Origin of the sequence: Mesorhizobium sp. M5C.F.Ca.IN.020.29.1.1, from assembly GCF_003997375.1 — a bacterium.
Taxonomy (GTDB): domain Bacteria; phylum Pseudomonadota; class Alphaproteobacteria; order Rhizobiales; family Rhizobiaceae; genus Mesorhizobium; species Mesorhizobium wenxiniae.
The window spans coordinates 1-13,599 of the sequence record NZ_RZSW01000117.1; the positions used below are offsets into that span (position 1 = coordinate 1).

The window sequence follows — 13,599 nt, forward strand, 5'->3', positions numbered from 1 at the left end:
TTCTCCAGCTCAGCGAGGGCTGCCAGCGCTTCGTCGCTCTTGCCCTCATTGGCAAGCTTCAGCGCCTGCGAGAAGGCGTCGCCCGAGCGATTGGCGCGGGTCTCGTCCCAATAGCGATAGCCGACAAAGGCGGCGGTGCCAACCACCACCAGTATCGCGAGCGCAAGCAGGGCAGGGCCAAAACGGTCCCATAGCGCATGCGCCTGATCGCGACGCATCTCTTCGTTGACTTCGCGGATAAAACTGTCGTCCGACATGGATCAAAACCATTCCTGCCCCTGAAGGGGGTACATGAGCCCCGCGTTTTAGCGAAATTTTGTCGGCATGGAAGGGGTTCGACCGGAAAATCGGCTAGTCGCCGGACAGGCGATGTAAAGGACGACTGAAAAGGGCGACCGCACCCGCGCCACATTTCGCCGATAGCTGGTGCTCGAACCCTCCTCACAATCCAGATCAGAGATCGATGCCTCGTTTGTCCCGCGTTGTTGCGTTCTCGATCGTGTCGCTTGCTGCGGCGGACGCTGCTGTCGCCGATCCGCCAGCGCCGGTAAAGCCGAAGCAGGCCGTCATCATCTCGTTCGACAGCGCCCGCGATATTTCGCAATGGAAGCGTAGCCGCGCGCTGGCCGCACGCACCGGCGCCCATTTCACCTATTTCGTGTCCTGCGTCTTCTTGCTCTCGCCGGAGACGCGCAAGGAATACACGGCGCCCGGCAAGACATCAGGCAAATCCAATATCGGCTTCGCCGCCTCGAAACAGGAAGTCGCTGACCGGCTCGAGCAGATAGACCTCGCGGTCTCGGAAGGTCATGACATCGGCAGCCACGCTTGCGGCCATTTCGACGGCAAGGACTGGAGCAAGGCCGACTGGCTGAGCGAGTTCGGTTCGTTCAAGCGCATTCTCGAAAACGCCTATTCGATCAACGGCATTGCGCCAGAACCCGCAGGCTGGCGCAAGATCGCGCGTAAGGCGGTCGGCTTTCGCGCGCCTTATCTGTCGGCGAACAAGGCGCTCTACGAGGCGCTGCCAAAGGCGGGCTATCTGTTCGACGCGAGCGGTGTGGCGCGCGGCCCCGCCCGACCGCGTACCGTGAGCGGCATCACGCGCTTTTCGCTGCCGCAAATTCCGGAAGGTCCCCACACAAGGCGGGTGATCGCGATGGATTACAATCTCTATGTCAGGCATTCCGGCGGTTTCGAGCGGCCGAGCAAGGCCGACGAATTCGCCAAACGGACCTATGACGCCTTTCGCGCCGCCTTCGACGCCCAATACCAGAGAAAACGCATTCCGCTGGAACTCGGCTTCCACTTCACGCTGATGAATGACGGCGCCTACTGGAATGCGCTGGAGCGCTTCGCCGGCGAGGTCTGCACAAAGCCCGATGTCGAGTGCATCAGCTATCGCGACCTTATTTCACGGCGACGTGAGGCGTCGGTGGGCGGCTGAACCGGAAGCGCTCGCCGCCCGCTACTCCTCAACTTACCGGCTGATCTTCAGGGCGCAAGCCGGCTCGCTCTCGCTCCAAATAGTCTTGGTCGATTTCCGGTAGCGGCGCGCCTTCAAGCGTCGCCTCGAACGCGCGCAGGCGCTTGTAGATGGATATCAGCTCGACGATGGTCGGCCAGGAATTCACGAGATATTGGAACGAACTGGCGACTTGGGAAAACGCGGTGACAATTTGCTGAAAAATCCCAAAGGTTATCTTACCAATAGCTAAGGTCGGAACAAGAATGAGGGTAGCGAAAACGTTGTCAACTTGGAGATATAGATAGCGAACCATGTCGAAGTAGACATAATGAGCGTACAACGTGAAGTAGTTCTTCCGAACATTTCTGAAAAGCTCAGCCAGCGTTGGTGGCTGAGCTCGTGCCGTATCGTCCTCACCAAGGACAAGCTCCTTGCGCAGAGCGGCTTCAACACGCTGATTACGAAATTCCAGCCCGGGTAGCTTGATGCCGACCACGGCTAGCAAGCTGGTGCCGAACAGCGACCAAGCGATCGCCGCGATGACCAGCGGATAAGGGATTGCTCCAACTATGGGGAGAGTTTGAACGTGAACGGAAAGGGATGCCAGCAAGGGTAGGAACGCGATTAGGGTCATAACCGAATCGATGAAGTTAACACCCAGCCCCTGCATCGTGCCGGAGAACCGCATCGTGTCGTCCTGAACGCGCTGCGACGCCCCTTCGATATGGCGCAGCCTCGGCCAATAAGCGGTAAAGTAATCGTTCATCGCCGTGCGCCAGCGGAAGACATAATGCCTGACGAAGAAAACATTCAGAACGGCAATGCTCATATAAACCAGAGCCAAAGACAGGAACTGCCACACTCCGTAGTAAAGCTCGGCCGGCGTAACGGATCCAGGCGTGGTAAGCGCCTTCTGCACCATGTCGTAAAACATGCCACGCCAATCATTTAGCGCCACGCTTATCTGCACAATGAAATTGGTGACGAAAATGACCAGGCCGGAGCCTAGGATCGACCAGTTTTGCCAAGGATGTGGGGCATACAGCGCCCAGAAAAGATAAAATAAAGCGATACCCGCGAAAAAGTACCCGTAAAACCAGAGGAATGACGGCACCAGGAATCTCAATGGGCTTATGATAGGCGCCTGCGGATCGACCGGCGGCATGCCAAGCATCGTGCCAAGGTGTTCGCCGCCCAAGAACCACAGGATGACGAGCAGAAGGCTCCATGCGACGGCCGAAATGAAGAACAGCTTCGGCTGCGGGAAAAAGGATACGAACACGGTGGGGAATCCTCGGTCGATGCGCAAATCAGCGGCGTTGCTGTTCAGCGGGCATAAGGTCACACATCGATCGGAATGAAAATGGCCGGTGCGCGATGCCCGGCCCCGAGCAAGACCACAATCATGGCGATTTTGGCGCAGCCGACCACGTGATCGCGCCTGAGACGAGCAGGACGGCGGCGGCCATGATCGATGCGAGGAAGAAGTCGCCCGAGGCTTGCGCAAGCAGCCCGGCAACGATCGGACCGATGATCTGACCGAGGCCGAACGAGGCCGTCATCAACGCTAGAACCCGGCGTGGCGCTTGCGGGGCAAGCTGCCTTCCGGTCTGCAGGCCGAGCGCGGTGATGGCGATGAAGGTCCCGCCAAGCAGAAACCCGCCGAGCAGCGGCCCAATGTGTCCGCCGACGGCGACGCTCGCAGTGACGCCGACCACCTCGACGAGGCACCCGAAGGCATAAGCCTGGTAAAGCCCGATCTTTCCCGCAATCTTCTGCCAAAGCCAGACCGAGGGTATCCCGGCAAGGCCGGTGACCATCCAGACCATGGCTTCGAAGACGCGGCTTCCGCCGCCCTGCCGGACGATGGCGACCAGAAATGTCGCCGTCACGATATAGCCGAAGCCGAACAGCCCATAGGCGACAATGATCTTCACCAGCGACCGATCCTTCGGCAGCGCCGGTTCGCGACCATCGGCGCCGTTGGCGGTCGCAGTGCTGCCGAGCAGCAGTGCCACGAGGGCAAAGGCGCCGGCTGAGATCACGGCGGACCAGAACCAGCCCGCCGGCCAACCGGCTTGTGCGGTGACGAGGATCGCCATCAGCGCCGAGGACGCCGCTATGCCGAGACCGACGCCGCCGAAATGCAGCGCCTGCAGGTCGTTTCGGCCGGCTGCGGCCAGATGGCCGAAAACGATGCTGGACATGAACACCAAGACAAAAGCGCTAGCCAGACCGGCAAGAAACCGGATGACGAGAAACGCCGCCATCGTTTCGGCCAGGCCCATCAGCCCGGTGAGGACTGCGGTGGCGGCAAGACCAGCCAGCATCAGCAGGCGCTCACGACCGTGCGCCCAGCCGCCGACGGCCGCAAGTGCACCAATGAGATAGCCGAGATAGTTGGCGGATGCGATCCAGCCGGCATCCGCCGGCGACAGGCCTAGTTCCTCCATCATGCCGGGCAGGATCGGCGTGTAAACGAAGCGGCCGATGCCCATGGCAACGGCCAGGGCAATCATGCCGGCGAAGGCGAGACGCAAAGGGGATGGCAAGGCGGCTTTCATTGCAGTGCACAATAGGTGCACGAGCCTGTCAAACAATCCGCTTGTGTTGGGCCAGGACCGCTCGCAACGGCTGTTGGCAGGTGTCCGCCGCAGAGGCCCGGACCGCTAAATCTGTTTCATTAGCCGCAGGCGACCTGTGATGCCCGTCTCGTAGGCAGTGCGCCGGGCCGTCAGCCTGAACGGCACGTCAGCGAGTTCGCGCTCCGACATGGTGTCGAGCACAGGATGCGACAGCGGATCGGTCGCCCATCGGGTGGTCTCACTTTCATGCGACCGGCTTTGCCGCGCGCCGGCAACGGAAAGGCCCCTGAACAATGATAAAATCTTCATCGGATTTTCCTCGATAGGTCTGGCTATTTCCTTAAAATCTGCCCTTCCGCCGTATGTTTCAATTGAGATTTCAATCGTGTCGGTTTAGAAAAACTGTATGGCCATGCTGAACCGCGTCCACCTCAACGGCCTGCGCGCCGTGGAAACCGTCGCCCGTCTGGGATCGCTTTCGGCTGCGGCGAGCGAACTCAACGTGTCCGCCAGTGCCGTCAGCCAGCAGGTCAAGCGGACGGAAGAGCAACTCGCCCAGGCGCTGTTCGAACGAACGGCAAGCGGTCTCGTGCTGACCGAATTCGGCACCGTGTTCACCGCCCGGCTCGGGGCAGGTTTCCGCGAACTCGCACAGGCGATAGCGCTCGCCGACGAGGCCTCCGAATGCACGCTGGTGGTTTCGGTCGCACCGGCTTTCGCCTCGAAATGGCTGCTGCCGAGGCTGTCCAGGCATTTCGCCCGCCATCCAAACGTCCTGCTGCGCATCGACGCGTCGGTGCGGATTGCCGATCTGGACCGCTCGGACATCGACATCGCCATCCGGCTTGGCGACGGGACATGGCCGGGCGCGCGGGCGGAACTGCTGCTGGCGCAAGAGGTCTTCCCGGTGTGCGCCCCGGTGATCGCCAACAAACTGAAATCGATCGAAGACCTCGCCTTGACGTGCGCGATCACCGACGAAAGGTCGATGATCACTTGGGAAAGCTGGTTTGAGGCCGCCGGGGTAAAGCCGGTCACCTTCCTCAAAGGCGCGCGCTTCACCGACCCGATGCTTTGCTTGGAATCGGCGATCGCCGGTCACGGCGTCATGCTCGGCTGGCAATTGCTGGCCGCCGACGCGCTTGCCGACGGCCGCCTTGTCGCGCCCTTCGGAGTCCGCGCCCAGAGCGGGCTGGGCTACTGGCTGGTGACCTCCGCCGCCAAGACCGAAAGCCGCAAGGTCAGGGATTTCAAAGTCTGGATCCGCGAAGAAATAGCGGCGACGATGGCGCAATTCGGGTCACACACCAGCGCGAACTGAACCTGCCCCGTGCAATCGCGGTGGAAAGCTCAGGGGCGGCGATCTATGTAGGAACCGGACCCCACATCGCGAGACAGGCAGGATCATGACCACACATTCGCGCGGCGTTTCCGCAACGATCGACCCGGTGAAGCTCGATAGGCTGGCCGAAGTCGCCATCAAGGTCGGGCTGCAATTGCAGCCGGGGCAGGATCTGGTGCTGACATCGTCGATCGCAGCCCTGCCTTTGACGCGACGGATCGTCGAGCATGCCTACAGAGCCGGCGCCGGCCTGGTGACGCCGATCTTCAACGACGACGAGATGACGCTGGCGCGCTTCCGCTACGGGGCCGATGCCGGTTTCGACCACGCCGCCGGCTGGCTCTATGAGGGGATGGCGAAGGCCTTCGCCAACAATGCGGCGCGGCTTGCCGTGCGCGGCGAGGACCCCTCGCTGCTGTCGGCACAGGATCCGGCCAAGGTAGCGCGTGCCAACAAGGCGAATTCCATCGCCTATCAGCCGGCGTTGGAAAAGATCACCGGCTTCGACATCAACTGGAACATAGTCGCCTATCCCGACCTCGCCTGGGCGAAACAGGTATTCCCCGGCGATGCCGACGACGTCGCCGTGGCAAAACTCGCCGACGCGATCTTTGCGGCGTCGCGGGTGGATGTGGAGGATCCGATCGGCAACTGGACGGCGCACAATGCGGCACTGAAGAGCCGGACAGAATGGCTGAACGGCCATAATTTCCATGCGCTGCATTTTACCGGGCCGGGAACTGATCTCACCGTCGGGCTGGCGGACGGCCATGAATGGATGGGCGGCGCTTCGACCGCCAGGAACGGTATCACCTGCAACCCAAACATCCCGACCGAGGAGGTCTTCACCACGCCGCATGCAAGGCGCGTCGAGGGGCATGTCTCCTCGACCAAGCCGTTGTCCTATCAAGGCACGCTGATCGACGAGATCTCGGTGCGCTTCGAGGAAGGCAGGATCGTCGAGGCAAAGGCTTCGAAGGGCGAGGACGTGCTGAAGAAGGTGCTCGACACCGACGAGGGTGCGCGCCGGCTCGGCGAGGTCGCGCTGGTGCCGCATTCCTCGCCGATCTCGGCGAGCGGCCTGCTGTTCTTCAACACGCTGTTCGACGAGAACGCCGCCTGCCACATCGCGCTCGGTCAGTGCTATTCGAAGTGCTTCGTCGACGGCGCCTCGCTCAGCCAGGAGGAGATCGGGACGCGTGGCGGCAACAAGAGCTTCATCCATATCGACTGGATGATCGGTTCGGACAGGATCGACATCGACGGCGTCGGCAAGGACGGCAGCCGCGTGCCGGTTATGCGTAAGGGCGAGTGGGCGTAAGGAGCCGCCAACAAACCGTCATGGCGATCAACCCCGGAGTTGGCAATGAAACTCGATATCAAGGTCAAGCGCATCTACGAGCCGCCCTCGCCTGGCGATGGCCAGCGGGTGCTCATAGACCGCGTATGGCCGCGCGGCGTCCGCAAAGAAGACGCCGCTCTGACGCTATGGCTGAAGACCGTCGCGCCAAGCGATGAATTGCGCAAATGGTTCGGCCACGAGCCGACGCGCTGGATGGAATTCCAGCAGCGATATCGCGGCGAGCTCGACAGGAACAGCGACGCGGTCGGCCAGTTGCGCGCCCTCCTCGACAACGGCCGGGTGACGCTGCTCTACGGCGCCCAGGACGACATGCATAACAACGCAGTGGCCTTGGCTGACTATCTCCGCCTAAAGGGCTGAGGCAGCGCGCACGCTGCCGGGTCACATCGACGCCTTTATCGCTGATCTCCTCAGGCGACACGCAGTTCCGTGGCCGCATCGAAGAGGTGCACCTTGCCCGGCAGTACCGAAAGATTGATCGCGGCGCCGGCGTTGCGGCGCTCGTCACGCGGCACCACGGCGACAGCGTCATATCCCGCCACGCGCAAATGGATCTGAACATCCGCGCCGGTCGTTTCGGACAGCACGACCTCGCCCTTGATCTCACCCGCATCCGAAATGCCGAGATCGTGCGGCCGGACGCCCATGATGACCTTTTGGCCTGGCTTCGCCTTGATCTCCGGTGAGAGGCCGATCGACACGCCTTCGGCGACGAAGCGAGGACTGCCGCCCGCGGTCTCGACAGCGCCAGCGATGAAATTCATCGACGGCGAGCCGATGAAATCAGCGACATATTTCGAGTTCGGGCGCTCATAGACCTCGTCGGGCGTGCCGATCTGCATGATCCTGCCGGCGTGCATCAGCACGATCTTGTCAGCCATCGTCATCGCCTCGATCTGGTCATGGGTGACGTAGATCGTGGTCGTGCCGAGACGATTGTGGAGTTGGCGGATTTCCACGCGCATATGCGTGCGCAGCTTCGCGTCGAGATTGGAGAGCGGTTCGTCGAAAAGGAAGACGGCGGCATTCCGCACCATGGCGCGGCCCATGGCGACGCGCTGGCGCTGGCCACCCGACAGTTCCTTGGGATAGCGCCCAAGATAGGGCGTGAGATTCAGGATTTCCGCCGCCCATTCGACCTTCTTCCTGATCTCCGCCTTTGGCACTTTCGCTACTTCGAGACTGAAGCCGATATTGTCGAACACCTTCATTGTCGGATAAAGCGCGTAGTTCTGGAACACCATCGCGATATCGCGATCGCGCGGGTGAACGTCATTGACTCGCCTGTCGCCGATCAACAGATCGCCGTCGGTCACGCTCTCGAGCCCTGCTGTCATGCGCAGAAGCGTGGTCTTTCCGCAGCCCGACGGCCCAAGAAGCACGACGAATTCGCGGTCGGCAATGCCGAAGGAGACGTCCTTCATCACCTCGATATGCCCGAAATTCTTGGCGATGTTCCTATATTCTACGGTAGCCATTCGCTCTCTCCAGAAGCCCTGATTCGGGTCGTCAGTATTTCTGCCTTGTCGGCGTGATGACGATTTCCTGCACGAGGGCGTTCTGCGGCATCTGGTAGGTGTGCAGCATAAGGTCAGCCACGTGCTCGGGCCCGATCCCGCCACCGATCTTGAGCTTGTTGGCCTTGTAGTTCGCGAGCGTCTGCGGATCGAGGACGCCGCTCAGAACTTCGGTTTCGATCACCCCGGGCGAAAGCACGACCACGCGGACGTCATAGTCGGAAAGATAGTCGCGCAGCGACTCCGACACGGCGTGAACGAAGAATTTCGTCCCGCAGTAAACCGTATGGTCCGGATAGACCTTCCGGCCAGCGATCGAACTCATCATGAACAGCGTTCCATGACGGCGCGCCATCATGCCCGCCATCACGGCCTGGACCGAATTCAGCACGCCCTTCGTGTTGATGTCGATCATCTCGTCCCATTCCTCGGGCGGCTGGCGGCCTATATCGGCAAGACGCGCGATGCCGGCATTGGCAAAGAGCATGTCGACCGGTCCGTATTCGGCTTCCGCCTCCTTCACGGCGGCCGCAATTGCGGCGCGGTCCCGGACATCAACCTGCCGGGCCATACTGTCAGGCAGGTTCAGCGCCTCCATGCGCTCCAGACGGCGGGCCATCATGAGAACAGGATGGCCGGCGCGCGAAAACACCTTGGCGACCGCTTCGCCGATACCAGAACTGGCTCCTGTCACTGCTACGAGCTGTTTTCCAGCCATTGTTTTTCCTCATGGGAATTGTCGATACCCGGGGTGGCGGCCCAAGGCCGCCACCCCGGAACACTCAGCCCTTGGCGACGAGATCGTCGACCTGGGTTTTCAGGGCGTCGAGCGACTCCTTGGCCGAGCCCGACTGGCCGGCGAAGTATTTGCCCAGCGCAACCGGGATCATATCGCTCGAGAGTTCTGCCCACGCCGGCAGGTCGGGCTCGGATCCCATGTAGTTGGCGATGGTGTCGCGCACGACCGGCAAATGGCGGGTCGTGCCGGCGCCGACACGCGCATTGGCCAGCACGCGCGGATCATCATAGACGCTGGTGCGCGTTGGCCCCGTACCGCCGCCAAGAACGGTTATCAGCGCCTGGGTATCGGCTGAGGTCGCCCACTGCATGAAGATCCAGGCAGCGTCTGGGCTCTTCGAGTATTTCGACACCGCGAGCGAAGAACCGCCCTGGTGACCAACGCCTGGAATTTCGCCGAATCCGGTCTGTTCGACCGTGCGTAGCGTGGCGGCAGGTTTCGGTGGAACCATCGCTTCCATCAGACCGGAGACCTTGGAAGCTTTGGGATCGTCGAAGAACGGGAAGAATTCGCCCCAAGACAGCATCGAGGCGGCGACGCCCTGGCCGACCGACTGTCCCTCGCCATCCCATGTCCAGCCGTCGACGCCGGGCGGCATCGTCGCCTTGAGCTTGTCCCAGTAGGCCATGGCGGCCAAGCCAGCTTCGTCATTGCCGGTGAATTTGCCGTCGGGGCCGAAAATCGAACCGCCATGGCCCCAAAGCCACGCCGTCCAATCGCATTCGAGGCTGTAATGGCCCGATTTCATCTGGCCGCTGGTGCCGTACATGTTCGGGCCCTTGGCGTCGGTGATCGCCGCAGACGCCTTCAGCAAATCGTCCAGCGTGGCCGGAGGCGGCAGCTTGAGCTCGTCCCAGACGTCCTTGCGGTACTGCATGATGAAGATCGGGATGTCATAGGGCACGCCGACCATGCGGTCCTCGTACATGGCGATACCGTCGACGAGCGGCTTCAGGAAGTCGTCGATGTTGTAGTTCGGCATTGCCAGATCAGCGTTCTTGAGCTGCTCGCGCGGATCGAAGACGTCCTGGCTGAAGCTCGCCGCCCAGCTCTGGTCGATATAGTAGAGGTCGTAAGTGCCCAGGCTCGACGCCACGTCGAGCGTCAGCTTCTGCAGCACCTGCTCGAGCGGCAGAACTTCGATCTCGACCTTGATGCCGGTAGCCTCCTCGAAATACTGCTTGAGCTGCGTGGCGATGGCATTCGACGGCGGCGTCGATTCGGTGGCGAGACGAAGAGTCGTTCCGGCAAAGGGCTTGCCGACATCCGAGAGCCACTTGGTGATTTCGGCGCTGGGCTTCAGTTCCTGTTCCTGAGCCGATGCCTGGCTGATGCCGTAGAACGGACGTCGTCCCAGGCCCATGCCGAGCGCGCCGGCGCCGAGGCCGAGAATGCTTGCTGCGCGAAGAAACGAGCGCCGGTCCATCTGTCCGCGAACGAAGCGATCGGTGACAGAGGCAAGATGCGCCTTTCTGATGCTGTCTTTCATTGTCTACTCCTCCGGTTTAATTCGCGATTTTCACAAGGCTGCGAATTCGAGCCTCCCATCTATTGTTTCAACGATCCCATCGTGAGACCGCGCACGAGGTGCTTTTGAACCAATAGAATGAAGATGAAAGCGGGAATGATGGATGCGGCGCCAAGCGCGGCCATGTTGCCCCAAGCGGTGCCGATCGAGGTGACGAAGGTCGACGAGACGACAGGCACGGTCTTGACAGACGTGGTGGTCAGGGTCAGCGCAAACAGGAATTCGGTCCAGCTGAAGATGAAGCAGAGGACCGCCGTGGCGGCGATGCCGCCCTTGGCCATCGGCAGCACGATTCGCCGGAAGATCATGAAGCGGCTGGCGCCATCGACAATGGCGCTCTCGTCGATCTCCGACGGAATGTCGTCGAAGAAGCTCTTCATCAGTAGGGCGGCGAGCGGCAGGTTCATCAGCGCGTGGATCAGCACCATGCCGGTATAGGTGTCGATGAGACCGAAATTCTTGTAGATGAAGAACATCGGAACCGCGACCGCGACGGGTGGCATCATGCGCGTCGACAACACCCATCCGACAAAACTTTGCCGGCCGCGGAAGTTCATTCGCGATAGGGCATAGGCGGCAAGCGTGGCGATGGCGACGGCGAGCACGGTCGACAGCGTCGCGATCACGATCGAATCCCAGACGCGAGGCGCCATGTAGAAGTTGCCGCCGCCCGGCGTCACGGTGATGCCGCCGCTGCCCAGCGAAATCCCGAACACCTTCTGGAAATTGTCGAAGGTCGGCGTGAAGGCGATCAGTTTCGGCGGCCGGTTGAAGATGTCATTGCCGTGTTTGAACGCCACCGACGTCCAGTAGTAGATCGGAAAGAAGAAGACTGCGACCACAACCCAGGCGGCGATGGTGCGAAGCATGCGCGTTGAGAAGGAGCCGTTCATTTTACCATCTCACCTTCGCGATACGGATGAAGAGATTGGCAATGACCAGGATGATCACAAGGGTGACGAGACTGAGCGTGGCTCCATAGCCCCATTTTACGAAGCTGAACGTCTGCTGCCATGCATAGAGGGACAGCGAGTAGGTCGACGCTCCCGGCCCGCCGGACGTCATGACGAAGACATAATCGAAGACGCGGAAGAGATCGATGCCGCGGACCAGCACGGCGATTGCGATCACCTTCGACATCATCGGCAGGGTGATGCGCCGGAAAATCTGGAACGACGACGCGCCGTCGATCATCGCAGCCTCGTAAGGCTCCGGCGGCAGCGCCCTGAGACCGGCAAGGAAGATGAGGACCATGAACGGCGTCCACTGCCAGATTTCCGCGACGAGAACGCCGGCTAGCGCGGTCGACGCCGTGGCGAGGATAGGGTTGTTCGGATTGAGCAGGCCGATCGACTGCAGGAGGTAGCTGATCACCCCGAACTGCGGGTCCTCCATCAGCAGATACATCATGCCGACGATGGCCGGCGGGATGACAAGCGTCATTGTCAGGACGCCTCGCAAGAATCCGAAACCGAAGCCGTCGCTGTCGAGGAGCAGCGCGATCGCCATGCCGAGCACCAGTTCAAAGACCAGTGCGATGGCGAAATAGGTGAAGGTGATGACGAGCGACTGCCAGAACCGCGTGTCGTTCCAGAGCTGCACCCAGTTTTCCGTTCCGACGAATTCGAGCGCCCGTCGGCGCGGGACGAACTCATGGAAGCTCAGCCAGATGTTGTAGATCAGGGGGTAGACCGTGAAGACAAGCAGGATCGCCACCAGCGGCAGCAGCCAGGGCAGCGGGTGATCCGAAACGACGAAACGTCTGGCTTGGGCAACCCGCACGCGTTCCTCCCGAACCGCTTCGTTTTGCGATGCACAAATGTTCATATCTTGTGCATTTGTTCAAATGCTATATTGTCGTCCTGTCTGTGGCAAGCACTTGTTGGCCGGCTACAGCGGCATTCGGATGGGTGCGTCACCAGCATCGGAGGACCCTCATGACGTCGATCGGTCTCCTGGCACGGGTAGCCCATCAGTATTTCGTGTTGGGCGAAACGCAGCAGGCCATCGCCGAGCGGCTGCAGATCAACCGCACCAAGATCCACAGGTTGCTGGCCGAGGCGAAGGAGCGCGGCATCGTCTCGATCCGCATCAACGCCGGGACGTCCCAGGCGCTCGAAATGGAAGAACAGCTCAGGCGGAAGTACCGGCTCGACATATGCAGCGTCACGCCGAACGATACGGGGTCGGAGCTCGGGCTCTCCGAAGTGATCGGCATCTATGCCGCGCAGACCGTCGAGACGCTGCTCAGGGACGACATGACGGTCGCCATGGCGTGGGGCCGAACCATGAGATGGCTCGCCTCCAACATCGAACCGGTGGCCCTCAGGAACGTTACCGTCGTACCGCTTCTCGGCTCTCTGTCGCGCCGGTCGTCGATCGACAAATACGACGCCGCCGCCGTCTTTGCCCAGCGCACCCAGGCCGAATCCTATTATCTCCCCGGACCGATCATCTGCGACAGCCGCGACAGCCGCGAGACGATCCTGCAGCAACCGAGCGCGCGCGAGGTTATCCAGAAGGCACTGAACGCCGACCTTGCGCTGATGAGCGTCGGCGGCACAACCAGCTCGACGCTTCGGAGCGTCGGTTATATGACCGACGAGGAATTCGACGATATCCTCAGAATGAAACCGATCGGGAACTTTCTCGGCTATTTCTTCGACCGGAACGCCGAACTCATCGACCATCCCGTCAATGAACGCATTGTCGGGGTTTACCCTCTCGACACAATGAACATTCCCAAACGCATCCTTGTTTCCGGCGGAAAGAATAAGGTCGGCATCATGGCCAAGCTCCTGGAAAAGGGATTCTTCACCGGCCTCATCACCGATCAGGAGACGGGGAGTTCGCTCTGACATCCACCGGCCGGGATTGCGGTAGCAACCGAAGGTGCTGTGCGATTTTGCCTGGTGCATCGCGCTCGCTTTCCTCTGAAAGCAGAATGGCATCGAATCTTTCCTAAGCCGTCCCTGGTTCGGTTCCATCGCCTGCAGC

14 protein-coding genes are annotated in these 13,599 nt (G+C 61.0%); 5 read left to right on the forward strand and 9 right to left on the reverse strand.

The annotated features are described in order from the left end of the window. Positions 1-257 (reverse strand): tetratricopeptide repeat protein (locus EOA85_RS12290; protein ID WP_127209589.1); only part of this gene is annotated, 257 nt, incomplete at its 3' end. A gap of 206 nt (positions 258-463) precedes the next feature. On the opposite strand from EOA85_RS12290, the gene EOA85_RS12295 reads away from it, so the two are divergent. Beyond that, positions 464-1,447 carry a polysaccharide deacetylase family protein gene (locus EOA85_RS12295; protein ID WP_127209590.1) on the forward strand — a complete coding sequence of 328 codons (984 nt, stop codon included), beginning with the start codon at positions 464-466 and terminating at the stop codon, positions 1,445-1,447. Positions 1,448-1,475: 28 nt separating this feature from the next. Here the strand turns inward: EOA85_RS12295 and sbmA are convergent, their stop codons facing one another. From sbmA to EOA85_RS12310, 3 genes are all read right to left on the reverse strand, one after another. Then, positions 1,476-2,750 (reverse strand): peptide antibiotic transporter SbmA, encoded by a 1,275-nt coding sequence (gene sbmA, locus EOA85_RS12300; protein WP_065006172.1) that lies wholly within the window; start codon positions 2,748-2,750, stop codon positions 1,476-1,478. Positions 2,751-2,871: 121 nt separating this feature from the next. Next, the gene (locus EOA85_RS12305; RefSeq protein ID WP_127209591.1) at positions 2,872-4,032 is read right to left on the reverse strand and encodes a YbfB/YjiJ family MFS transporter; all 1,161 of its coding nucleotides are present in this window, start codon (positions 4,030-4,032) and stop codon (positions 2,872-2,874) included. Between the two features lie 105 nt (positions 4,033-4,137). After that, a complete protein-coding gene (locus tag EOA85_RS12310; protein ID WP_127209592.1) occupies positions 4,138-4,362 on the reverse strand; it encodes a hypothetical protein in 225 nt (74 codons plus the stop codon). Between the two features lie 97 nt (positions 4,363-4,459). On the opposite strand from EOA85_RS12310, the gene EOA85_RS12315 reads away from it, so the two are divergent. The 3 genes from EOA85_RS12315 to EOA85_RS12325 all read left to right on the forward strand — a co-directional run bounded on the left by EOA85_RS12315 (position 4,460) and on the right by EOA85_RS12325 (position 7,118). After that, positions 4,460-5,374 (forward strand): LysR substrate-binding domain-containing protein, encoded by a 915-nt coding sequence (locus EOA85_RS12315; protein WP_127209593.1) that lies wholly within the window; start codon positions 4,460-4,462, stop codon positions 5,372-5,374. An 85-nt stretch (positions 5,375-5,459) separates the two neighbouring features. After that, positions 5,460-6,716, forward strand: a complete 1,257-nt coding sequence (locus EOA85_RS12320) for an aminopeptidase (RefSeq protein WP_127209594.1) — start codon at positions 5,460-5,462, stop codon at positions 6,714-6,716. A gap of 45 nt (positions 6,717-6,761) precedes the next feature. Continuing rightward, entirely contained in the window at positions 6,762-7,118 is a 357-nt protein-coding gene (locus tag EOA85_RS12325; RefSeq protein WP_127209595.1) for a DUF488 domain-containing protein, read from the forward strand. 50 nt (positions 7,119-7,168) lie between these two features. Here EOA85_RS12325 and ugpC read toward each other — a convergent pair whose 3' ends face one another. The 5 genes from ugpC to EOA85_RS12350 form a co-directional block, all read right to left on the reverse strand. Further along, complete coding sequence (gene ugpC / locus EOA85_RS12330; protein ID WP_127209596.1) at positions 7,169-8,236, reverse strand: sn-glycerol-3-phosphate ABC transporter ATP-binding protein UgpC; 1,068 nt, start codon at positions 8,234-8,236, stop codon at positions 7,169-7,171. A 31-nt stretch (positions 8,237-8,267) separates the two neighbouring features. After that, the gene (locus EOA85_RS12335) at positions 8,268-8,993 is read right to left on the reverse strand and encodes an SDR family oxidoreductase (protein WP_127209597.1); all 726 of its coding nucleotides are present in this window, start codon (positions 8,991-8,993) and stop codon (positions 8,268-8,270) included. A 64-nt stretch (positions 8,994-9,057) separates the two neighbouring features. After that, the gene (locus EOA85_RS12340) at positions 9,058-10,563 is read right to left on the reverse strand and encodes an extracellular solute-binding protein (RefSeq protein WP_029355472.1); all 1,506 of its coding nucleotides are present in this window, start codon (positions 10,561-10,563) and stop codon (positions 9,058-9,060) included. A 59-nt stretch (positions 10,564-10,622) separates the two neighbouring features. Then, entirely contained in the window at positions 10,623-11,495 is an 873-nt protein-coding gene (locus tag EOA85_RS12345) for a carbohydrate ABC transporter permease (RefSeq protein ID WP_127209598.1), read from the reverse strand. Position 11,496: 1 nt separating this feature from the next. Beyond that, positions 11,497-12,384 (reverse strand): sugar ABC transporter permease, encoded by an 888-nt coding sequence (locus tag EOA85_RS12350; protein WP_029355468.1) that lies wholly within the window; start codon positions 12,382-12,384, stop codon positions 11,497-11,499. Between the two features lie 155 nt (positions 12,385-12,539). Between EOA85_RS12350 and EOA85_RS12355 the strand changes: the two genes are divergently transcribed. Then, the gene (locus tag EOA85_RS12355) at positions 12,540-13,460 is read left to right on the forward strand and encodes a sugar-binding transcriptional regulator (protein ID WP_029355466.1); all 921 of its coding nucleotides are present in this window, start codon (positions 12,540-12,542) and stop codon (positions 13,458-13,460) included. The last annotated feature ends 139 nt before the right edge of the window (positions 13,461-13,599 follow it).